Source organism: Curtobacterium sp. 8I-2 (assembly GCF_902506155.1).
GTDB classification, from domain to species: Bacteria; Actinomycetota; Actinomycetes; order Actinomycetales; family Microbacteriaceae; genus Curtobacterium; species Curtobacterium poinsettiae.
On the sequence record NZ_LR732827.1, the window covers coordinates 2,436,196 to 2,457,824 of the forward strand.

A 21,629-nucleotide genomic window follows, 5' to 3' on the forward strand; every position below is an offset into this window, starting at 1 on the left:
GCGGTTTCCCGCAGACCGGCCGCTCGGACCGATCGGACGCGGGGCCGGTCAGCGGCTGCGGCGGAACTTCGGGCAGTCGCAGAGGGCGCAGTCGGTGCCGGGACGGTAGTGCTCGTGCGCCCCTTCGGCGTGCCCGCAGCTCGAGCAGCCGGACCCGGTCGCGTCGTCGTCGGCCACGAGCGTGAGGAGACCCCCCGAGGTCTCGGGCACCAGGTGCAACTGCGGCCGCGGACGCCTGGTCGGGCCGGGCCGGGCCGTCGTGCGAGCCTGGGGCATGCGTCCTCCTCGTGCTCGGCGGGCAGCCGGTGCGCACCGGGGCGATCGCCCGGCGTGTTCGCCACTCTACTGGCGGCAAACCGCAGGCTCCCCGCATCCTCCGAGCAACGCCGTTGACCCCCTGTCGTCGGCCGGTGACCATGGCCAGGTCCACCCGATGAGAGCGGCCCGACGGGACGAGCATGACCGACCACACCACCACCGCGGCCCGAGCCCTGACACTCGAGCCCGCGATGCCCTCGACCCACGCCCCCACCTGGGCCGGAGCCGCCTGGGTCGGTGCCGTCGACCGGTCCGCCGCGCTCGCCGCGGACACCGTCCAGCTGGCCGGCGCCACCGGCTTCCGCCGGGCACGCCTGATGGTCCGCGACGGCGACGACGTCGCCGGGTTCGTGGACGTGCGCGTCGACGAGGGCGGGGCGGTGGACCCGGCCGAGCTCGGACCCGTCCTGCGCCGACTGCCGGCACCGGGCCCCGCGGTCGACGCGCCCGCATCCGGCGCACGCGTCTCGGTCGTCATCGGCACGCGCGAACGCGCCGCGTCACTCGACCGCGCCGTCCGGTCCGTCCTGGCGTCGGCGTACGACGACTTCGAGGTGTTCGTCGTCGACAACGCGCCGGTCACGACCGGGACGCGCGACGTCGTCGCCGCGCTCGGTGACCCGCGGGTGCACTACGTCCTCGAGCCCCGCGCCGGAGTCTCGCGTGCCCGCAACGCCGGCCTCGCGCTCGCGTCCGGCACGGTCGTCGCCTTCATCGACGACGACGTCGTCGCCGACCCGCGCTGGATGGCCGCCATCGCCGCCGCCTACGAGCGGGACAGCGACGTCTGGTGCGTCACCGGACTGGTACCGAGCGGCGAGCTCCGCACCCCCACGCAGCGCTACTTCGACGAGCGGGTCACCTGGGCCCGGAACCTCGAGCGCCGGGTCCTCCGCACGGCGAGCCCTCCGGTCGACGAACCCCTGTTCCCGTTCACCGTCGGGGCCTTCGGCACGGGGGCCAACATGTCCGTGCGCCGCGACGCGGTCCGCCAGCTCGGCGGCTTCGACGTCGCCCTCGGCCCCGGCACCCGGGCCCGGGCCGGCGAGGACCCCGACCTGTTCACCCGGGTCCTGCTCGCCGGTGGGGCGCTCGCCGTGGAGCCCTCGGCCGTCGTGTGGCACGAACACCGGAAGGACCGTGCCGCTCTGCGGTCGCAGGCCATCGGTTACGGCACGGGCCTCGGCGCGTGGGTGACGAAGCTCGTCCTGCGGCCGTCGACCGCGTTCGCGGTGCTGCGGCGGGCGGCCGGGGCGGTGCGGCGGCTCGGTGCCCTGGGGCAGGGAGCGGACGATCGCCCGGTCGACGCGATCGGCGGCTGGCCCGTGGACGCCGAGTTCACCGAGGCGACGCGCGGGCTGAAGCGCGCTGAACTCGTGGCCGCGCTGGGCGGGCCGTGGCGGTACCTGGCCGGGCGGCTGACTGCGCGCTGAGGCGCGGGCACGCCGGCACCGGCTTTGCGACAGAGCACGCGTCGATCGACGCGTGCTCTGTCGCGCTCCGCGTGCGCGGCAGAACGGACGGGAGGCCCGTGGCGACGCTGCCACGGGCCTCCCGTTCCGCGCGGGGGACCGGCTAGGGCCGGAACCGTCCCGCCTCGACGTCGCGCCAGCGACGACGGCTCCGGAACCAGGCGGCCGGACCCGCGGGGAAGCCGCGCAGCTCGTGGTACGCCAGGGTCTTCGGGATGCGTGTGGTCGAGGCCTCGTTCGTGACCTCGGTGGCGGCGTCGCGGCGCCCGGCCAGACGGGACACCATCTGCTTCGACTTGACCTTCGCGGCGAGCGGCATCAGGCGGGCGAGGACGGCGACGTGCCGCTTGTCCTTCGCGGCGAGCGCGAACATCAGCGCGGTGAACCCGACGCCGTTGCCGTGCAGCTGCTTGTGCAGGTCCTCGATGGTCTGACGGTGCCGGTGGTGCACGACCGCGCGGGGTTCGAAGCCGATCCTCCCGCCGCGCCAGAGCGTCTCGACGAACATCGCCAGGTCCTCACCGCCGCGGGCGGGGGAGCCGGCGCCGAGCGTGGGGTCGAAGCCACCGACGGTGTCGATCAGGGTGCGTCGGTAGGCCATGTTCGCGCCGGCGCCGTACGCCCCGATGCCGTAGACCGCGAAGCGCTTGAGCACCTGGCCCGACGGGGTGAGGGCACGGACGCGGGCGTGCCGCATGGTGCCGGGGACGTCCTCGGGGACGATCGTGACGGGCGAGAAGGTGCGCTCGGCGCTGAACCCGCCGTAGTACGCCTCGTACCAGATCTGCGCGGGGGTGGTGAGCTCGCTCGGCAGGATCACGCCGGTGACGGCCTGCAGGTCCGGCTCGCTGACGAACCGCGAACCGATCGCGCGGAGCCACTGCGGGTCGACGCGGACGTCGTCGTCGGTGAAGGCGATCACGTCGCCGGTCGCGGCGGCGACACCGGCGTTGCGACCGGCGGACAGGCCCGGGCGACGTTCCTCGACCAGACGGACGTCCCGCCCGGCCAGCATCGCGGGCAGCGCGTCACCGGCGGGGACGCGCACCCGGTTGTCGACGAGTATGACCTCGTGCCGCGGGTAGTCCAGGTGCTCGAGGACGTCGAGCAGCTTGCCGAGGTCCTCGACGCGGTCGACGACGGTGGACACCACGACCGAGATGGTCGGCAGGTCCTCGTCGGCCACGACGGGGACGTCGGCCAGCACGGTCTCCTGCAGGGCCTCGAGCGCGCGGGCCGCGTCGGCGGGGTCGTCGGTGAGCAGCACGTCGAGCGTGCCGGTGGGGTGGCCGCCGCGGTAGCCGATCACCATGGCGGACGCGCCGGTCTCGTCGGCGACGAGCCGGGGGAGCGGGGCGTCGAGGTCGACGCCGATCACCCGGCGCGGTGCGGGCACGGTGGCGGCGGTGGAGGGGATGGCCATGTGCGGGACGCTACGACGGCCCGGAGCGGCCGACAACGGCAGATCGGCGCAGTGGCGGGGTTCGTGCGGGGTTCCGCACGGCGCGTGTGCCCCGGACGAGTATGAGCGCTCACCCAGGAAGACACGGGAAGCTCATGGGTCACGCTCAGGTCACGGATCCGATGCAACCGGTTGCGCTCCGGTCGGACCGGGCGTAGCTTCCTCCTCCAGCAGGCAGTGTCGCCTGCTCCAGGGCGGCGGTGTCGTGCTCCGACCGAGCCGTCCTGGTGATCTCAACGAGGAGACAACGCTGTGAAGACAACACGCGCCAGGGTGCGGTTCGCGTCCGTTGCGGGGGTCGCGGTCATCGGGCTCGTGCTCACCGGATGCTCGAGCGGCAGTTCGGCGGACGACGACGCCAAGAGCGGCCAGGACAGCCGCGGACCCATCACCTACGTGCAGGGCAAGGACAACTCGAACGTCGTCCGCCCGCTGATCGCGAAGTGGAACAAGGCCCACCCGGACGAGAAGGTCACCTTCAAGGAACAGTCCGACCAGGCCGACCAGCAGCACGACGACCTGGTGCAGCACTTCCAGGCCAAGGACGAGAACTACGACGTCGTCGACGTGGACGTCGTCTGGACCGCCGAGTTCGCCGCGAAGAAGTGGCTCACGCCGCTCACCGGCGAGATGAAGCTCGACACCTCGAAGCTCCTGCCGTCGACGGTGAAGACCGCGACCTACAACGACACCCTCTACGCCGCGCCGCAGACCTCGGACGGCGCGCTGCTCTACTACCGCAAGGACCTCGTCAAGACGCCCCCCACCACGTGGAAGGAGATGATGGACGACTGCACGATCGCGAAGGCCGCCGGCATCGGTTGCTACGCGGGGCAGTTCGCGAAGTACGAGGGCCTCACCGTCAACGCGTCCGAGGCGATCAACGGCTCCGGCGGTTCGGTGCTCGGCAGCGACGGTGCTCCCGACGTCGACACCGACAAGGCGAAGGCCGGTCTGCAGAACCTGGTCGACGCGTTCCAGGACGGGAACATCCCGGCCGAGGCGATCACCTACCAGGAGGAGCAGGGCCGCACCGCGTTCGAGGACGGCAAGCTGCTGTTCCTGCGCAACTGGCCCTACGTCTACAGCCTCGCCAAGACCGACGGCTCGTCGAAGGTCAAGGACACCTTCGGCATCGCGCCGATCCCCGGTGCCGACGGCGTCGGAGCCTCGACGCTCGGTGGGCACAACGCGGCCATCAGCGTGTACTCGAAGCACAAGGCGACGGCGCACGACTTCCTCGAGTTCCTGACCTCGGACGAGACGCAGAAGTTCTTCGCGACCCAGGGCTCGCTCGCACCGGTCGTCGGTGACCTCTACACGGACCCCGAGCTGACGAAGCAGCTGCCCTACCTGCCGACGCTGCTCAAGTCGATCGAGTCGGCGGAGCCGCGCCCGGTCACGCCGTTCTACCCGGCCGTCACGAAGGCGATCCAGGACAACACCTACGCGGCGCTCAAGGGGTCGAAGTCGGTCGACGAAGCCATGAAGGACATGCAGGACGCCCTCAAGGCCGCGACCGACAGCGGGAGCTAGCGGCCGCACCGCGGCTTCCGCCGCACCTTCCGGACAGGAGGCCCGTGGCGGGTCCGCCACGGGCCTCCCTCCGTCCCCACTTGCGTTCCGACACCCCCGGCAAGGAGGCCGACACGTGTCAGCAGCAACCGAGATCCCCGCAGCCGTCCCGAACCCGACGGGCACGGAACCGAAGCCCCAGCGGCGCAAGGGCGGGCTCAACGCCGAGCACGGCCGGTGGGCCGTGTACCTCATCGGCCCGACGATCGTGCTCCTGGCGGTCGTCATCGGGTACCCCGTGGTCAGCGCGGTCATCCAGTCGTTCCAGCTCGACCAGGGCCTCGACAAGGCGACCGGTCTGTTCGTCGAGGGCGGCTTCGCCGGAGTCACGAACTACGTGCACTGGCTCGGCCAGCGGTGCGGGGACGTCGCGTGCCCACCAGGCAACCTCGGCTCCCAGTTCTGGGTCGCCTTCGGGAACACGTTCTTCTTCACGATCGTGACCGTGGTCCTCGAGACCGTCATCGGTCTGTGGATGGCGATCATCATGAACCGCAACTTCAGGGGCCGCGCCCTCGTCCGCGCCGCCATCCTGGTGCCGTGGGCGATCCCGACCGCCGTCACCGCGAAGCTCTGGTACTTCATCTTCGACGCGAACGGCGTGCTCAACCACGTGATCGGGCACCAGGTCCTCTGGTTCTCCGACGAGTGGGCGTCTCGGTTCGCGATCGTCATCGCCGACACCTGGAAGACGACGCCGTTCATGGCGCTGCTGATCCTCGCGGGCCTGCAGCTCATCCCCGAGGACGTCTACGAGGCGGGGAAGATGGACGGCGCTTCGACGCTCCAACGCTTCTTCCTCATCACGCTGCCGCTCGTCCGGCCGGCCCTGATGGTCGCCATCCTGTTCCGCGTCCTCGATGCCCTGCGCATCTACGACCTCATCGCGATCATGACCGGCGGTGGTGGTGGTTCCGGGAACGCGACCGTGTCGCTGTCCGTGCTGGTCGTCGACCAGATCCGGCAGGGGTTCAACGCCGCATCCGCCCTGTCCACCATCACGTTCCTCATCGTCTTCATCGTCGCGTTCGTCTTCGTCCGGTTCCTCGGCGCGAACGTCGTGCAGACGCAGGCAGCCCAGCAGAAGGGTGAACTCAAGTGACCCTCGCAGCAGATCGTCCCCGGCGCACCGCCGCGACCCGCGACCGGGCGACGGACCGTCCCGACGTGCGGGTCCGACGCCGGACGGGCCCGAAGCTCCGGACCGCCGTGCAGGCCGTCGTCATCGCCGTCTGGTGCCTCCTGCCGTTCTACTGGATGGTGGTCACGAGCTTCCGCGAGGTCGGGTACACGTTCGACGCCACCCCGTGGTTCACCCACGTGACCCTCGACAACTACGCGACCGCGTTCTCGACGGCACTGGGCAACCACCTCGGCCGAGCCCTCCTGAACAGCGTGTTCATCGGCGTCGCCGTGACCGTCATCGCCCTGCTCGTCGGCACCACGGCGGCGTACGCGCTGGCCCGGCTCGAGTTCCGCGGCAAGTCGTTCATCGCCGGTGCGATCCTGGCCGCGTCGATGTTCCCCGGTGTCGCCCTCATCTCGCCGCTGTTCCAGCTGTTCACCGACATCGGCTGGATGGGGTCGTACCAGGCACTCATCCTGCCGAGCATCTCGTTCGTGCTGCCCCTGACCGTGTACACGCTCGCGTCGTTCTTCCGCGAGATGCCGTGGGACCTCGAAGAGGCCGCCCGCATCGACGGGTGCACCCGGGTGCAGGCGTTCCGGCGGATCATCCTGCCGCTCGCGGCGCCCGCGGTGTTCACCACGGCGATCCTGGCGTTCATCTCGAGCTGGAACGAGTACCTCATCTCGTCGCAGCTCTCGAGCGACGCGACACAGCCGGTGACCGTGGCGATCGCCTCGTTCGCCGGGTCGCAGCCGCACCAGGAGCCCTACACGGCGGTGATGGCCGCCGGCACGATCGTCACGATACCGCTCGTGGTCCTCGTGTTGATCTTCCAGCGGCGCATCGTGGCGGGGCTCACCGCCGGCGGCGTGAAGGGCTGACGGCCATGGCCCAGCGCGGACCCACCCGTCCCACCGCCCACATCGAGGAATCGATCGGCTTCGTCGGCATGTTCGGCATGCTGTTCCTCGGCGTCACGGTGTTCTGCGAGCTCACCGGGCGACCGGCACTCGGCTGGGCGCTCACCCTGCTGGTGTGCGTGCTCGGTGTCGTCGCCCTCGACCGCTGGCGGGTGCGGGTGCTCCGCCGGCACGCCGAGGTCGACGGTGTCGGTGCCACTCCCGCCATCGCTGGGTTCCGCACCGCGCGCGGCGACGACCACCGGCGCCGGCCACGACCCTCCGCGGACGGGCGGGTGCACCGGCACAGCGGGTGGGACGAGCTCGCACCAGCCGGTCGTCGAGCGCCGCACGGCGCCCGCCGGGCCGCAGCGGCCGTCGCGCACGCCACCCCCGGCACTGCGGCCGACCGACCGGCGGACGTGACGCACGGGACGGACGGCTGACGGGCCTCCCGGGTCGCACCGATGGGGATCCAGGAGATCGCGACCGTCACGGGGCTGTCGAAGTCGACGGTGTCGCGGGCACTCCGCGGCATGTCGAACGTGGCCGACACCACGATCGAGCAGGTGCAGCGAGTCGCCGACGAGCTCGGGTACGTCCCGAGTTCGGCGGCGGCCGGCCTCGCCACCGGGCGTCAGCGCGCCGTCGGGGTGGTCGTGCCCGTCATCGACCGCTGGTTCTCCGTGAAGGCGCTCGGCGGTGTCGACGCGGAGCTCCGCCAGGCCGGGTACGACCTGGTCCTCTACAACCTCGGCGGCCCGGGCGGCGACCGTGACCGGGCGTTCCGGCGCTCGATGCTGCGGCACCGCGTCGACGGCCTCGTGCTGCTCTCCCTGGTGCTCGACGCCACCGAACGGGCCGAACTCGAACTCAGCCGACACCCGATGGTCGTCATCGGCGGCCCCGCACCGGGCCTGCGGAACGTGGGCGTCGACGACCGCGAGGTCACCCGGATCGCCGTCGAGCACCTGCACGGACTCGGGCACCGGCGGATCGCCTACGTGGGCGGCCAGGACGAGGCCGGCCTGAACGTCGCCGTGCCGCACCTGCGTCGGGACGGGTTCCTCGACGCGATGCGGTCGGCGGGGTCCGCGGTGCCGGAACGGTGGTCCCTGGACGGCCGGTTCTCGTTCGCCGGTGGGACCGCCGCCGGGGCCGTGCTGTTCGCCGAGCCGGCGACCGCGCGACCGACGGCGGTGCTCTGCGCCTCGGACGAGATGGCCCTCGGCGTCCTGCTGGCCGCCCACCGAGCCGGCCTCGCAGTACCCGAAGCCGTGTCCGTGATGGGGATCGACGGCCACGAGTTCGGTGCCGCCGTCGGACTCACCACCGTCGCGCAGGACCCGGTCGCCCAGGGGCGGACCGCGGCGCGGGCGGTGCTCGCCGAGGTCGACGGCGGTGTGGCCGGCCCGATCGCGGCGGCACCGGCGCACCTGGTCGCCCGAGCGTCGACGGGGCCGCCGCCGGGGTGAGGTCGGCGGCGCGTGGGTGGCGTGGGCGTGGGCGGCGTGGGCGTGGGCGTGGGCGTGGGCGTGATCGACTCGGAACGACGTTCCCGATGTCGTACGACAACGGCGATGTCGTTCCGAGCCGACGCAGCCCCAGCGGCCCTCCCTCGCTCGGCTCGGCTCGGCTCGGCGTAGCCTCGCCCGCATGGAGGTCACGAAACTCGAACACGCCTGCCAGATCATCACCGAGGGCAACACCCGCCTGGTGCTCGACCCGGGCAACTTCACCCGCCCGGTCGACGTCACGGGTGTCGTCGCCGTCGTCGTGACCCACGAGCACCCGGACCACGTCACGCCCGAACAGCTGCACCGGATCCTCGCCGCCGACCCCGATACCGTGGTGTTCGGCCCCGAAGGCGTCCGCGCGGCGCTCGCCGACTCCGGCATCGCGGTCGAGGTCGTGACCGACGGCGACCACCGCACCGTCGGCCCGTTCGAGCTCTCCTTCCACGGCACCCGACACCAGCTCATCCACTCCTCGGTGCCGATCGTCGACAACACCGGCGTGCTCGTGAACGGCCGGCTGTTCCACCCGGGGGACTCGTACACGGACCCGGGCGTCCCCGTCGAGGTCCTCGCAGCGCCCGTCGGGGCACCGTGGCTCAAGGTCGGCGAGATGATGGACGCCGTCGCCGCGATCGCGCCGTCCCGCGCGTACCCGATCCACGAGGCCACGCTCTCCGACATCGGCTACGACATGCACACGGGGCGGCTGCGCGAGGCCGTCGAACCCGCGGGGTCGCTCGTCGTGCTGCGGCCGGGGGAGTCGCTCACGATCTGACCGCGCGGGCGGACGGGAGGCCCGTGGCGGGCCCGCCCCGCGCCTCCCTTCCGAGGGGCGGGCGCGTCCACGGCCGCGCGACCGATGCGTGCGCATGTTGCGACAGACTGCGCGTCGTTCGACGGGTGTTTCGTCGCTCGATGCGCACGCAACGGATGCGTGTGCAGGTTGCGACAGAACGCGCGTCGTTCGACCGGTGTTCCGTCGGAATCTGCACGCGCAGCGAGCGCCGTATGCCGGGCGCAGCACGACGGCGCACCCGGGCGACACGCCCCGTTTTGGTACGGATGCAGGGCTTGTGCAATACTTGTCGAGTTGTCGGAACGGCCCCATCGTATAGCGGCCTAGTACGCTGCCCTCTCACGGCGGTAACGCGGGTTCGAATCCCGCTGGGGTCACCACAGGTGACATGCTCCGAGTCCGACAACAGCCGCGGCCCCATCGTATAGCGGCCTAGTACGCTGCCCTCTCACGGCGGTAACGCGGGTTCGAATCCCGCTGGGGTCACCAGCACACGAAACCCCCGCCGAGCTCCTGCTCTGCGGGGGTTTCGTCGTCCCCTCCGACAGGCGGTGTCGACCCGGCTCGGCACATGTGCGCATCCACAGACCGTCCAGGTGCGGGCGATCGCGGGCGCCGCGGGTGGGGCGGTACGCTGTCGACGTCGCCAGACCCGGCAGTGGGGCCTGCCGGACCCAACCGCGCACCAGCCGCCAACGGTCCCTATCCCGAACACCGCACGCGGAGACGATCCGGCGTGCTCGGCGATAGGAGTACCGATGACCGATGAGCGCCCACCACACCTGCGATGGGGCTTCATCACCCTGGTCGCCTTCGGCGGCGCGATCGGGACCACCGTCCGCGCACTGCTCGCTGCGGCGTTCCCCGCACACGACGGCATCAGCTGGACCATCCTGGCGATCAACGTCGTCGGGGCGTTCTGCCTCGGGTTCCTGCTCGACGCGCTCGCACGCCGCGGCGCCGACGTCGGTCGTCGTCGCGCGGCCCGGCTGTTCGTCGGCACCGGCGTCCTGGGCGGCTTCACGACCTACAGCACGCTCGCGGACGACACCGCGCAGCTGCTCGACCTCGGCCGGTGGACGGCCGGCAGCGGGTACGCCCTGCTGTCGGTCGTGCTCGGACTCGCCGCGGTCGTCCTCGGTCTCTGGGTCGCCGCGGCCACCCGGCCCCGCACCCGCCCGGAACCGCTGCAGGACGCCCGATGAGCCCCGTCGAACTGCTCCTCGTCGCGGTCGGCGGGGGAGCAGGCGCCGCGCTGCGCTTCGTGCTCGACGGGCTCGTCAAGGGCCGCGTGGCCCGTTCGCGGTTCGTCGGGTTCCCGGTCGGCACGCTGCTCATCAACGTGTCCGGGTCGCTCCTGCTCGGCGTGCTGACGGGCCTCGGACAGGCCGGCACCATCCCCGCCTCGACGGTCGCGGTGCTCGGGACGGGCATGATGGGTGGGTACACGACGTTCTCGACGGCGAGCGTCGAGACCGTACAGCTCCTCCGATCCGGCAAGACCCGGCTCGCCGTCCTGAACGGCCTCGGGATGCTCGTCGTCTCGGTCGGCGCAGCTGCGCTCGGCCTCTGGATCGGAAGGAACTCATGACCTCGGAACGCCCCGGCGAACTCGTCCTCGTCCGTCACGGAGAGACGGAGTGGTCGAAGAGCGGGCAACACACCGGCCGCACCGACATCCCGCTCACCGACAACGGCGTCGAGCAGGCGAAGCGCGCAGGCCGGTACCTCGGGGACCGGTCGTTCGCGCTGGCGCTGTCGAGCCCGCTGCAGCGCGCCCGCGACACCGCACACCTGATCGGCGTCGAGCCGGAGCTCGACGAGGACCTGTACGAGTGGGACTACGGCGCGTACGAGGGCCTCACCACCCCGCAGATCAAGGTGCTGCGCCACGGACCGTGGGACCTGTGGACCGACGGCGTCCCCGCCGGCGACACCCCCGGTGAGAACGCCGCCGAGGTCCGGGTCCGCGTCGAGCGCATCCTGAACCGTGCCCGTCCGGTGCTCGCCGAGGGCCACGACGCCGTGTTCATCGCGCACGGCCACGTGCTGCGGGCGCTCGGCGCCGCGTGGATCCGGCTCGCACCGCAGGACGGTGCCGTGCTGAAGCTCGGCACCGCTTCGGTCAGCGTCCTGGGCTACGAGCACGGCCGCCCCGTCATCGACGCCTGGAACATCCAGCCGCGCGACTGACGCGCTGGTGGGGCGTCCGGTGCTCGCGAAAGCGACAGACCCGCGGCACCCGGTGCGGTCCCGTCCGCGAGGGCGACAGACTTCAGCGGTTGTTCCGCAGCGATCTGTCGCTTTCGCAGAGCGCGCTGGTCGTGACCACGGACGGACGGGAGGCCCGTGGCGGCCCCGCCACGGGCCTCCCGTCCGTCGTCCGCGCCCGTTCCTTCCCCTGTCACGCGCGATGGCAGGCGGAATCGGGCATCCCTGGTCGGAAGGAATGACCAGGAACGCCCGGAACGACCGGGTGCGTCAGACGGTCCGGATGGCGCTGGTCGCACCGAGGGCACGGCCGCGCCGGCGCTCGATCGCGCGCCCGACGAGCAGCAGCCCCACGCTGACCACGGCACCGAGCACGGTCTGCGCGATCCGGTCGAGCGCGAGCAGCTGGGGCGCCTCGGGCAGGCTCAGCCACGAGACCGCCAACGCAAGCGGGGTGAGGAACAGCAGGCACACGGCGTAGTTCCGGGCGACGAAGATCTCGGCGAAGAACTGCCCGACGACGGCCAGCACGACGATCCACCACGCCGCCGGTTCGAGCAGCAGGACGCCGACCGCGACCACGGTGCCCCCGATCGTGCCGACCACACGCTGCCCGGCGCGGACGACGGTGTGCCGCTGCCGGATCGCCGGCAGCGTCGACACCACCGCGATGACGGCCCAGTACGGGTGGCCGAGTCCGGGGATCGACTCCGCGACCGCACCGGCGACGAGGGACCCGACGACGTTGAGCCCGACGGTCTCCCACAGCGCCGGCGTGCGCAGGACCGCGAGCGACCGGTGCTTGCGGTCGGCCAGCGGGCGGAACCGGTGCGGGGCGTGCGGGTGGAACACCCGGCGGAGCACCGAACCGGACATCGCGACGAGCCACGCCCAGACCACCGAGCACACGATGATCGTCGCGACGAGCGGGACGTCCGCCGGACGCATCGGGACGAGTGCGGACACGACGAACGCGAACACCGGGAAGATCGGCTGAGCGGGGATCGCCCGGAGCACGGAGAGGGTGCAGACCGCGACCACCAGGGCGACGACGAGACCCACGGCCTGCAGCCAGAGCGGCGACCCGACGAGCCCGACCCCGATGCCGGCGAACATGCAGAGCGTCTGCAGCGCCCCGGCGACCCCGGTGGTGACGGCACGCTGCCGGTAGGGCTCGGTCGCACCGAAGATGGCGGTGAACCCGGCGAACATGGCGAAGGCGGCGTACCCCGGCATCCCGAGGGCGATGAGCAGCGCGAGCGGTGCGCCACCGGCGATCGCGGCGCGGGCCGCGCCCTCGAGGTTGATGGTCCGGGTCGAGTGCGCAGGTGTCGTCATGTCGTCCCCATCTTCCCACCGCGACAGGTGTCGGGGAGTCGCCCCGGGCCTCCAGGCCGCGCCGTCACGGGGTGACGGGCGTGCGACGGCGGGGTGACGGACCCGCGACGGGCGGGGTGCCGCGCGTTGGTATACCAATGGTAGAGTCGCCTGATCGTGCCGCGGTCGCGGCGCAACGACGAGGACGAGGAGGGCCGGGCTCATGGGAAAGACGCTCGCCGAGAAGGTGTGGGACGACCACGTCGTGGTCAAGGGTGAGGACGGCAACCCCGACCTCCTCTACATCGACCTCCACCTCGTGCACGAGGTGACGAGTCCGCAGGCGTTCGACGGCCTGCGGCAGGCCGGTCGGCCGGTCCGTCGCCTCGACCTGACGATCGCGACCGAGGACCACAACACCCCGACGCTCGCCATCGACCGCCCCATCGCGGACCCGACGAGCCGGATCCAGATCGAGACCCTCCGTCGCAACTGCGAGGAGTTCGGCGTCCGCCTGCACTCCCTGGGTGACAAGGAGCAGGGCATCGTCCACGTGGTCGGCCCGCAGCTCGGCCTCACCATGCCCGGCATCACCGTGGTCTGCGGCGACTCGCACACCAGCACCCACGGGGCCTTCGGCGCGATGGCCTTCGGCATCGGCACGTCCGAGGTCGAGCACGTCCTCGCCACGCAGACCCTGCCGCTCAAGCCGTTCAAGACGATGGCGATCACGGTCGAGGGCACGCTGCGCCCCGGGGTGACGGCGAAGGACATCATCCTGGCCGTCATCGCGAAGATCGGCACCGGCGGCGGCCAGGGCTACGTGCTCGAGTACCGCGGCTCCGCGATCCGCGCGCTCTCGATGGAGGGGCGCATGACGATCTGCAACATGTCGATCGAGGCCGGTGCCCGCGCCGGCATGGTCGCCCCCGACCAGACGACCTACGACTACGTGCAGGGCCGCGACCACGCCCCGACCGGTGCGGACTGGGACGACGCCGTCGCCTACTGGGAGACCCTCGCCACGGACGACGACGCCGTGTTCGACGCCGAGGTGTTCATCGACGCCGACGACCTCGAGCCCTTCGTCACCTGGGGCACGAACCCCGGCCAGGGCGTCTCGCTGTCCGAGAACGTGCCGGACCCGTCGAGCTACAGCGACCCCAACGACCAGGCCGCAGCACGCCGAGCCCTGGAGTACATGGACATCACCGCCGGCACCCCGATGAAGGACATCGCCGTCGACGCGGTGTTCATGGGGTCCTGCACGAACTCGCGCATCGAGGACCTGCGGGCCTTCGCGTCGATCATCAAGGGCCGCACCAAGGCCGACGGCGTCCGGGTGATGGTCGTGCCCGGCTCCGCCCGCGTCCGGCTCGAGGCCGAGGCCGAGGGGCTCGACAAGGTGTTCACCGAGTTCGGCGCCGAGTGGCGGTTCGCCGGCTGCTCGATGTGCCTCGGCATGAACCCGGACCAGCTGGCACCGGGGGAGCGCTGCGCGAGCACCTCGAACCGCAACTTCGAGGGGCGCCAGGGCAAGGGCGGCCGTACGCACCTGGTGTCGCCGCTCGTCGCCGCGGCCACCGCGGTGCGCGGCACGCTGTCCAGCCCGTGGGACCTGGAGACCGACGACGAGATCGCGGCGGCGACGTCCGCCACCGCCACCGAGGGGACCTTCTGATGGACAAGATCACCACCGTCACCGGCATCGCGGCCCCGCTCAAGCGGTCCAACGTCGACACCGACCAGATCATCCCCGCGGTCTACCTGAAGCGCGTCACGAAGACCGGCTTCGAGGACGCCCTGTTCTCCGGGTGGCGCCAGGACCCCGACTTCGTCCTGAACCAGGAGCGCTACCAGGGCGCCCGCGTCCTGATCGCCGGCCCCGACTTCGGCACGGGGTCGTCCCGCGAGCACGCCGTCTGGGCGCTCCGTGACTTCGGCTTCTCGGTCGTGATCTCGCCCCGGTTCGCGGACATCTTCCGGGGCAACGCCGGCAAGCAGGGCCTGGTCACCGCGATCGTGACCGAACCGGAAGTCGAGCGGCTGTGGGCCGTCATCGAGGCGAACCCGGGCGTCGAGGCGACGGTCGACCTCGTGACGCAGCGCGTGTCGCTGGGGGATGTGGACGTCCCCTTCGAGATCGACGCTTACACTCGTTGGCGGTTGATGGAAGGGCTCGACGACATCGGGCTCACCCTCCGTGACGAGACCTCGATCACGGAGTTCGAATCCCGCCGCTCCAGTTGGCGGCCGAAGACATTGCCGGTGAAGTAGTGAACTCTCTCGTACAGGACGCAGCGGCCGCAGGGGCGCGCGTGGGCCTCACGTCGGACGAGATCGTCATCCGCGGGGGCAAGCCCCTCGTGGGGCGCATCGAGGTCCGTGGGGCGAAGAACCTCGCGACCAAGGCCATGGTGGCGTCGCTGCTCGGTGACACCCCGTCGATCCTCCGTGACGTGCCGGACATCTCCGACGTCAAGGTGGTCCGCGGGCTGCTCGAGGTGCACGGCGTGCGCATCACCGATCCGGCACGAGGCGAGCTCATCCTCGACCCGTCGCGCGTCGAGTCGGCGCACTTCGCCGAGATCGACGCCCACGCCGGCTCGAGCCGCATCCCGATCCTGTTCTGCGGCCCGCTGCTGCACAAGCTCGGCGAGGCGTTCATCCCCGACCTCGGCGGCTGCCGCATCGGCGACCGCCCGATCGACTTCCACCTCGACGCGCTCCGCGCCATGGGCGCGGTCGTCGACAAGCAGGTCAACGGCATCCACCTGACGGCCCCGGACGGCCTGACCGGCGCCTCCATCGAGCTGCCGTACCCGAGCGTCGGCGCCACCGAGCAGGTCCTGCTCTCGGCGACCCTCGCCAAGGGCGTCACGGAGCTGCGGAACGCCGCGATCGAGCCCGAGATCATGGACCTCATCGCGATCCTGCAGAAGATGGGCGCCATCGTCTCGGTCGAGCCGAACCGCGTCATCTTCATCGAGGGTGTCGAGTCGCTCCGCGGCTACACGCACCGTGCGATCAACGACCGCAACGAGGCCGCGAGCTGGGCCTCCGCAGCGCTCGCCACCAACGGCGACATCTTCGTCGAGGGTGCGAACCAGCAGGAGCTCATGACGTTCCTCAACGTCTTCCGCAAGGTCGGCGGCGGGTTCGACATCCAGGAGGACGGGATCCGGTTCTACCGCGAGCTGGACACCCTGAAGCCCGTGGTCATCGAGACCGACGTGCACCCCGGCTTCATGACGGACTGGCAGCAGCCGCTCGTCGTCGCGCTGACGCAGGCCGACGGCCAGAGCATCGTGCACGAGACCGTCTACGAGAACCGCTTCGGCTTCACCGACGCCCTGAACGAGATGGGTGCCGACATCGTCGTGCACAAGGAGGGGCTCCCCGGCCACGACCGCCGTGTCGCCCGCCGCCCGTTCGAGCAGGCCGCCGTCGTCACCGGGCCCACGAAGCTGCACGCCGCGAACGTCCGCGTCCCCGACCTGCGCGGTGGCTTCAGCCACCTCATCGCGGCGCTGACCGCCGAGGGTGAGTCGCACATCACCAACGTCGGCATCATCAGCCGCGGCTACGAGCACTTCATCCCGAAGCTGCGCAAGCTCGGCGCCGACTTCGACTTCGCTGGGTAGGCACCGTGCGGGCTGAAGGAAAGGGTGACGGTCTGGAGGCCCGTGGCGGCTCCGACGCGCAGGTCGCGACCGGCATCCCCGTGCGTGGGCGCCGATGGCGCCGCGGCGAGCTGAACACCGCGTTCCGCATCGTCGCCTCCATCGTCATCCCGACGTTCCGGTTCTCGGCGCGCTACCACTGGCACGGCCCGAACCGCCTGCCGGCGGAGGGCGCGTTCGTGCTCGCGCCGAACCACTTCACGAACATCGACCCGCTGGTCGTGGGCACCGCCGTGTACATCTCGAAGCGGGCGCCGCGGTTCCTGGCGAAGGCGTCGCTGTTCACGGTCCCCGTGGTCGGCAAGCTCATGTCCGGCATGGGGCAGATCCCGGTCGAACGCTCCGGCCGGACGCGTCTGAGCGACCCGCTCGGCGGCGGCCGGTCGCTCGTCGAGCAGGGCGGGGCGATCATCGTCTACCCCGAGGGCACGCTCACGCGCGACCCGGACCTGTGGCCGATGCGCGGCAAGACGGGCGCGGTCCGGATCGCGCTCGAGAACGACGTCCCGATCATCCCGATGGCCCACTGGGGCACGCAGAACATCATGGCGCGGTACGGCAAGAAGCTCCGGCTGTTCCCGCCGTCGCGCGTCGACGTGATCATCGGCGACCCGGTCGACCTGTCGGCGTACCGCGGTCGGCCGATCGACCAGCAGATGCTCGGCGAGGCCACCGAACTCGTCATGCGCGAGATCACCGCGCTGCTCGAGGTGCTCCGTGGTGAACGGGCACCCGCGACCCGCTGGGACCCGGCGGCGAACAACCAGAAGGAGACCGGCCGGTTTGAGTGACCTCCGCCCCCACGACGACCGACCCGACCCCGCTGCGGCGGCTCCCGGGGCCTTCGACACCGCTGCGATCCGGGTGGTCATGCAGTCGACCGACAAGCCCCGGGTGGCCGTCATCGGTGCCGGCAGCTGGGGCACCACGTTCGCGAAGGTGCTGGCCGAGGGCGGTGCGTCCACCGTGGTGTGGGCCCGGCGCCCCGAGGTCGCCCGCGAGATCACCGAGACCAAGCGCAACTCGGACTACCTGCCCGGCATCAACCTGCCGCGCACGCTGACCGCCTCGACGTCCCTCGAGCGCGTGCTCGACGGTGCCTCGCAGGTGTACGTCTCGGTGCCCTCGCAGACCCTGCGCTCCAACCTCGCCGCGATCCGCGAGCTGCTGCCCGCCGACGTGCCGGTCGTCAGCCTGATGAAGGGCGTCGAGAAGAGCACGGGGCTGCGGATGAGCGAGGTCCTGCTGCAGGGCCTCGGCATCGACCAGGACCGCATCGCCGTGGCCAGCGGCCCGAACCTGGCGCTCGAGATCGCCCGCCGGCAGCCGACCGCCGCCGTGGTGTCGTCGTCCTCGCTGGAGACCGCCACCGACGTCGCCGCCGTCGCGACGAACCCGTACTTCCGGTCGTTCATCAACACCGACGTCATCGGCACCGAGTTCGGCGGCGTGCTGAAGAACCTCATCGCCGTCGCGATCGGCATCGTCGACGGGGTCGGCTACGGCGAGAACACCAAGGCCTCGATCATCACCCGCGGCCTGGCCGAGATGACCGACTTCGCGGTGTCGCTCGGTGCGCAGTCGTCCACGCTGTCCGGGCTCGCGGGCCTCGGCGACCTCATCGCCACGTGCCAGTCGCCGCTGTCGCGGAACAACACCGCCGGGCGGCTGCTCGGTCAGGGCTACCGGTTCGACGAGGTCGTCCGCCAGATGAACCAGACGGCGGAGGGGCTGGCCTCGGTCGCCCCGATCCTCGAGCTGGCCGCGGCGAACGGTGTCGACATGCCCATCGTCAGCCAGGTCGGCGAGGTCCTCGCCGGTAGGCTCGATCCGCGCAACATCGCGCCGCACCTCACCGAGACCGACGAGCCGCAGGGCGAGTGACCGGTCCCGCACCGAGTCACGAAGGGACTCCCGTGCCCACGATCCCCGAGGGAACCCCCATGCCCAGGACCACCGTCGCCGTGCTCTTCGGCGGTCGATCGAGCGAGCACGAGATCAGCTGCGTGACCGCCGGCGGCATCATGGACGTCGTCGACCGGTCCGAGTACGACCTGGTGCCGATCGGGATCACCCAGGACGGTGCCTTCACGCTGCAGTCCGACGACCCGGCGCAGTGGACGATCCGCGACGGCGCGCTGCCGACCGTGCCCGACAACGGCACGCGGATCGCGTTCCCGACGTCCCCGGCCACGAACGAACTCGTCGTGTCGCACCCCGACGGCACCGTCACCGCGATCCCGGTCGACGTGGTGTTCCCGATCCTGCACGGCCCCTTCGGAGAGGACGGCACGATCCAGGGCCTGCTCGAGATCGCCGGGCTGCCCTACGTCGGCGACGGCGTGCTCGCGAGCGCCCTGGCCATGGACAAGCACGTCGCCAAGGCCGTGCTCGAGCACGCCGGGCTGCGGGTCGCCCCGTGGACAACAGTGCTCCGCCGGCAGTGGGCGGCCGACCCGGTCGACGTCGCCGAAACGGTCGCCGCACACGGCTGGCCGCTGTTCGTCAAGCCGGCCCGAGCGGGATCGAGCATGGGCGTCTCACGCGTCGACGACCCCTCGCAGCTGGGTGCCGCCATGGACCTGGCGTTCGAGCACGACTCCAAGGTCATCATCGAGCCGCGGGTGATCGGCCGCGAGGTCGAGGTGGCCGTGCTCGAGGGGCGCGACGGTGCGCCGCGGACGAGCCTGCCCGGCGAGATCGTGGTGGCCGAGGACGGCTTCTACGACTTCGCCTCGAAGTACCTGGGCGGCGACGAGTCGCTGCTCTGCCCGGCCCCGCTGACCGAGGCGCAGACCGACGAGATCCGCTCGATCGGCGCGCGCGCGTTCGAGGCCATCGGCGGTTCGGGCCTGGCCCGTGTCGACTGCTTCCTGACCGACGACGGCTTCGTCGTGAACGAGGTCAACACGATGCCGGGCTTCACGCCGCTGTCGATGTACCCGCGCTGCTGGGCGGCGTCGGGTGTGTCCTACGGCGAGCTGGTCACCGAGCTCATCGAACTGGGTCGCGCCGCCGTCCGCTGACCAGGTCGGTCAGCCCTGCACGTCCGCCGGGTCGAGGCACTCGTGTCCGTCCTTCGGCAGCGACGACACGGCGTCGGACAGCTCCTGCACGACCGACGTGGTCTTCGTCGAGTCGACGACGACCTGCACGGCCGGCGACCGTCCGAACGTGGTGAAGACGACCTGGTCGCCGCGGTCGTCGCGGATCCAGTCGACGCCGCCCTGCGAGAAGCACGGCAGGTCGGACACGGTGGGCACGGCGACGCCGCAGTGGTAGATCGCCACCTCGGGGTCGCCCCAGGCCGCCGTGGCCTGTGCGTTCGTGTTCCGCAGGTCGAACTTGGAGCCCACGGTCGCGGGCAGTCGGACCTGCACGGCGGCACACGCTGCGGCGTCGGCCGACGGCGCTGCGGTCATCGAGACGGCGTTCGTGCACCCGGTCAGCCCGGCGGCGAGGGTGATCACGACCCCGACGATCGCGAGGGTCCGAGGGGTGCGGCGCGCGGTGTCCATCGCCGTCCAGGCTACCGTTCTCGTGTGGACGCGACGGACGACGCCTGGAACGGACCGACGGTGGGGGAGCTCGGCGAACTCGTCGTCCTCGACCGGATCACGAGCCGCCTGCCGACCGGGACGCCGATCCTCGGCCCCGGTGACGACTGCGCGGTGGTGGCAGCACCCGACGGTCGGTTCGTCGTCACGACCGACATGATGGTCCACGGTCCGGACTTCCGGTGGGCATGGTCGTCGCCGACGGACGTCGGGTGGAAGGCCGCCGCCACGAACCTCTCCGACGTCGCGGCGATGGGTGCGGTGCCGAGTGGCCTCGTGATCGCCCTGGCAGCGCCGCAGGACACCCCCGTCGCGGTCCTCGAGGGCATCGCCGACGGCTTCCGGCTCGCCGTCGACGCGCTCGCGCCGGGGTGCGGGGTGGTCGGTGGGGACCTCTCCACCTCGGCCACGTTCACGGTCACCGTCACCGCCTTCGGGGACCTGCGCGGCCTCGCACCCGTGCTGCGGTCGGGCGCCGGGGTCGGTGACGTGCTCGCGGTGTCCGGCGAGACGGGTCGTGCCGCACGTGGGCTGTCCCGGCTGTTCCGCGACGGCGTGGACGACCGGGGCGAACCGGACCGCGCAGCGACCGTGACGAGCGGCGCCGACACGGACCCCGACGTCGGACGGCAGCGTCGCCCGGTACCGCCGATCGCCGACGGCCCGCTCGCCGCGCAGACGGGGGCCACCGCGATGCTCGACCTGTCGGACGGCCTGGCGATCGATGCCGGCCGGCTGGCGCGCGCGAGCCGCGTCACGCTGGAGATCGACGCCGAGGCCGAACTCGACGACGCCGCGCTGCACGGCGGCGAGGACCACGGACTCCTCGCCACGTTCCCCGCCGACGTCGTCCTGCCCGGGGGCTTCCGCCGCATCGGCGTCGTGCGGGAGCGTGGCGACGCAGACCTGTTGCGCGCCGGTTCCCCGGTGCCGACGACCGGCTGGGACCCCTACGCCGACTGGGACGGCGCCGCCGGCTGACCCGGCTGACCCGATCCGGTCGGTGCAGGACCGTGTTGCGACAGGACACGCGTCGTTCGACACGTGCACTGTCGCAGAGCGCGTGCACAGGCGCACCGCGCCTCAGTCGGCGGCGACGGCCTCCCACGCGACGGTCTCGCCGTAGCTGCGCTTGCTGAACGGCGCGAGCCCCGTCGGCCAGGTGGGTTCGGGGGAGCGCTTGCTCCGCTCGACCACGACGACGGCGTCGGGAGTCAGCTTCGGCGCCAGCGCCTCGAGCACCTCGGCGAGCTCGTGCTCCGTGACGTCGTAGGGCGGGTCGATGAACACCAGGTCGAAGGTGCGGACGGTTCCGCGCAGGTACCCGAGCACGGGCTGCGGCTGCACGTCGATCCGGACACCGGGGATCCGCTGCTGCACCGCCTTCGCGTTCGCCCGGCACGCCTGCGCCGCTGCGGACGCCCGGTCCACCAGGACCACCTCGACGGCCCCGCGCGACGCCGCTTCGAGCCCGAGCGCGCCCGTGCCCGCGTACAGGTCGGCCACCGACGTGTCCTCGACCAGTCCCCGCGCCTCGAGCGACGAGAACAGCGCCTCACGCACGCGGTCGCTCGTCGGCCGGGTGCCGGACTTCGGCACGCGGAGCGTCAGGGAGCCGGCGGCGCCGGCGATGATGCGGGTCATGCAGCCACCGTATCGGCCCGGCGGGTCCGTTCCGGCGTTCTCCACAGGC

22 protein-coding genes and 2 tRNA genes are annotated in these 21,629 nt (G+C 71.6%); 19 read left to right on the forward strand and 5 right to left on the reverse strand.

Annotated features, from left to right (window positions below):
* Positions 1-48: 48 nt before the first annotated feature.
* Positions 49-276, reverse strand: coding sequence for a hypothetical protein (locus BOSE127_RS15300; RefSeq protein WP_140448189.1), 228 nt, complete (start codon positions 274-276; stop codon positions 49-51).
* 182 nt (positions 277-458) lie between these two features.
* Here BOSE127_RS15300 and BOSE127_RS15305 point away from each other — a divergent pair, with 182 nt between their 5' ends.
* Positions 459-1,751 (forward strand): glycosyltransferase, encoded by a 1,293-nt coding sequence (locus tag BOSE127_RS15305; protein WP_056069007.1) that lies wholly within the window; start codon positions 459-461, stop codon positions 1,749-1,751.
* A gap of 142 nt (positions 1,752-1,893) precedes the next feature.
* On the opposite strand, the gene BOSE127_RS15310 is transcribed toward BOSE127_RS15305, so the two are convergent.
* Positions 1,894-3,213, reverse strand: a complete 1,320-nt coding sequence (locus BOSE127_RS15310) for a glycosyltransferase (protein ID WP_052481843.1) — start codon at positions 3,211-3,213, stop codon at positions 1,894-1,896.
* Between the two features lie 291 nt (positions 3,214-3,504).
* On the opposite strand from BOSE127_RS15310, the gene BOSE127_RS15315 reads away from it, so the two are divergent.
* The 11 genes from BOSE127_RS15315 to BOSE127_RS15365 all read left to right on the forward strand — a co-directional run bounded on the left by BOSE127_RS15315 (position 3,505) and on the right by BOSE127_RS15365 (position 11,361).
* Entirely contained in the window at positions 3,505-4,788 is a 1,284-nt protein-coding gene (locus BOSE127_RS15315; protein WP_040419670.1) for an ABC transporter substrate-binding protein, read from the forward strand.
* Between the two features lie 115 nt (positions 4,789-4,903).
* Complete coding sequence (locus tag BOSE127_RS15320; protein WP_017887131.1) at positions 4,904-5,929, forward strand: carbohydrate ABC transporter permease; 1,026 nt, start codon at positions 4,904-4,906, stop codon at positions 5,927-5,929.
* Positions 5,926-6,837, forward strand: coding sequence for a carbohydrate ABC transporter permease (locus tag BOSE127_RS15325; RefSeq protein ID WP_159557891.1), 912 nt, complete (start codon positions 5,926-5,928; stop codon positions 6,835-6,837). The genes BOSE127_RS15320 and BOSE127_RS15325 overlap by 4 nt, the downstream gene beginning before the upstream one ends.
* 5 nt (positions 6,838-6,842) lie before the next feature.
* Positions 6,843-7,301 carry a hypothetical protein gene (locus tag BOSE127_RS15330; protein ID WP_194590451.1) on the forward strand — a complete coding sequence of 153 codons (459 nt, stop codon included), beginning with the start codon at positions 6,843-6,845 and terminating at the stop codon, positions 7,299-7,301.
* Positions 7,302-7,322: 21 nt separating this feature from the next.
* Positions 7,323-8,330 (forward strand): LacI family DNA-binding transcriptional regulator, encoded by a 1,008-nt coding sequence (locus BOSE127_RS15335; protein WP_159557893.1) that lies wholly within the window; start codon positions 7,323-7,325, stop codon positions 8,328-8,330.
* A 181-nt stretch (positions 8,331-8,511) separates the two neighbouring features.
* Positions 8,512-9,147: an MBL fold metallo-hydrolase gene (locus BOSE127_RS15340; protein ID WP_159557895.1), complete on the forward strand. Its 636-nt coding sequence runs from the start codon at positions 8,512-8,514 to the stop codon at positions 9,145-9,147.
* Positions 9,148-9,472: 325 nt separating this feature from the next.
* Positions 9,473-9,548, forward strand: a tRNA-Glu gene (locus BOSE127_RS15345).
* A gap of 33 nt (positions 9,549-9,581) precedes the next feature.
* Positions 9,582-9,657: transfer RNA gene (locus tag BOSE127_RS15350), tRNA-Glu, on the forward strand.
* Between the two features lie 269 nt (positions 9,658-9,926).
* Entirely contained in the window at positions 9,927-10,373 is a 447-nt protein-coding gene (locus BOSE127_RS15355) for a fluoride efflux transporter FluC (RefSeq protein ID WP_159557897.1), read from the forward strand.
* Positions 10,370-10,759: a fluoride efflux transporter CrcB gene (gene crcB / locus BOSE127_RS15360; RefSeq protein WP_056068991.1), complete on the forward strand. Its 390-nt coding sequence runs from the start codon at positions 10,370-10,372 to the stop codon at positions 10,757-10,759. Before BOSE127_RS15355 ends, crcB begins: the two co-directional genes overlap by 4 nt.
* Positions 10,756-11,361 carry a histidine phosphatase family protein gene (locus BOSE127_RS15365; protein WP_017887138.1) on the forward strand — a complete coding sequence of 202 codons (606 nt, stop codon included), beginning with the start codon at positions 10,756-10,758 and terminating at the stop codon, positions 11,359-11,361. Before crcB ends, BOSE127_RS15365 begins: the two co-directional genes overlap by 4 nt.
* Before the next feature lie 288 nt (positions 11,362-11,649).
* On the opposite strand, the gene BOSE127_RS15370 is transcribed toward BOSE127_RS15365, so the two are convergent.
* Positions 11,650-12,717, reverse strand: a complete 1,068-nt coding sequence (locus tag BOSE127_RS15370) for an FUSC family protein (protein ID WP_159557899.1) — start codon at positions 12,715-12,717, stop codon at positions 11,650-11,652.
* A gap of 202 nt (positions 12,718-12,919) precedes the next feature.
* Between BOSE127_RS15370 and leuC the strand changes: the two genes are divergently transcribed.
* The 6 genes from leuC to BOSE127_RS15400 all read left to right on the forward strand — a co-directional run bounded on the left by leuC (position 12,920) and on the right by BOSE127_RS15400 (position 19,405).
* Entirely contained in the window at positions 12,920-14,377 is a 1,458-nt protein-coding gene (gene leuC, locus BOSE127_RS15375; protein ID WP_056068985.1) for a 3-isopropylmalate dehydratase large subunit, read from the forward strand.
* Entirely contained in the window at positions 14,377-14,973 is a 597-nt protein-coding gene (gene leuD, locus BOSE127_RS15380) for a 3-isopropylmalate dehydratase small subunit (protein WP_017887141.1), read from the forward strand. Before leuC ends, leuD begins: the two co-directional genes overlap by 1 nt.
* Positions 14,973-16,340 (forward strand): UDP-N-acetylglucosamine 1-carboxyvinyltransferase, encoded by a 1,368-nt coding sequence (gene murA / locus BOSE127_RS15385; RefSeq protein ID WP_031259726.1) that lies wholly within the window; start codon positions 14,973-14,975, stop codon positions 16,338-16,340. The genes leuD and murA overlap by 1 nt, the downstream gene beginning before the upstream one ends.
* A gap of 5 nt (positions 16,341-16,345) precedes the next feature.
* Positions 16,346-17,170, forward strand: coding sequence for a lysophospholipid acyltransferase family protein (locus BOSE127_RS15390; protein WP_017887143.1), 825 nt, complete (start codon positions 16,346-16,348; stop codon positions 17,168-17,170).
* 79 nt (positions 17,171-17,249) lie between these two features.
* Positions 17,250-18,263, forward strand: a complete 1,014-nt coding sequence (locus tag BOSE127_RS15395) for an NAD(P)H-dependent glycerol-3-phosphate dehydrogenase (RefSeq protein ID WP_031259730.1) — start codon at positions 17,250-17,252, stop codon at positions 18,261-18,263.
* A 59-nt stretch (positions 18,264-18,322) separates the two neighbouring features.
* Entirely contained in the window at positions 18,323-19,405 is a 1,083-nt protein-coding gene (locus BOSE127_RS15400; RefSeq protein WP_017887145.1) for a D-alanine--D-alanine ligase family protein, read from the forward strand.
* Between the two features lie 9 nt (positions 19,406-19,414).
* On the opposite strand, the gene BOSE127_RS15405 is transcribed toward BOSE127_RS15400, so the two are convergent.
* Positions 19,415-19,897: a DUF3515 family protein gene (locus BOSE127_RS15405; protein WP_017887146.1), complete on the reverse strand. Its 483-nt coding sequence runs from the start codon at positions 19,895-19,897 to the stop codon at positions 19,415-19,417.
* Positions 19,898-19,921: 24 nt separating this feature from the next.
* Between BOSE127_RS15405 and thiL the strand changes: the two genes are divergently transcribed.
* The gene (gene thiL / locus BOSE127_RS15410) at positions 19,922-20,917 is read left to right on the forward strand and encodes a thiamine-phosphate kinase (protein WP_071251634.1); all 996 of its coding nucleotides are present in this window, start codon (positions 19,922-19,924) and stop codon (positions 20,915-20,917) included.
* Positions 20,918-21,019: 102 nt separating this feature from the next.
* Here thiL and BOSE127_RS15415 read toward each other — a convergent pair whose 3' ends face one another.
* On the reverse strand, positions 21,020-21,580 hold the full coding sequence (locus BOSE127_RS15415) for an RsmD family RNA methyltransferase (RefSeq protein WP_017887148.1): 561 nt from the start codon (positions 21,578-21,580) through the stop codon (positions 21,020-21,022).
* Positions 21,581-21,629: the final 49 nt, after the last annotated feature.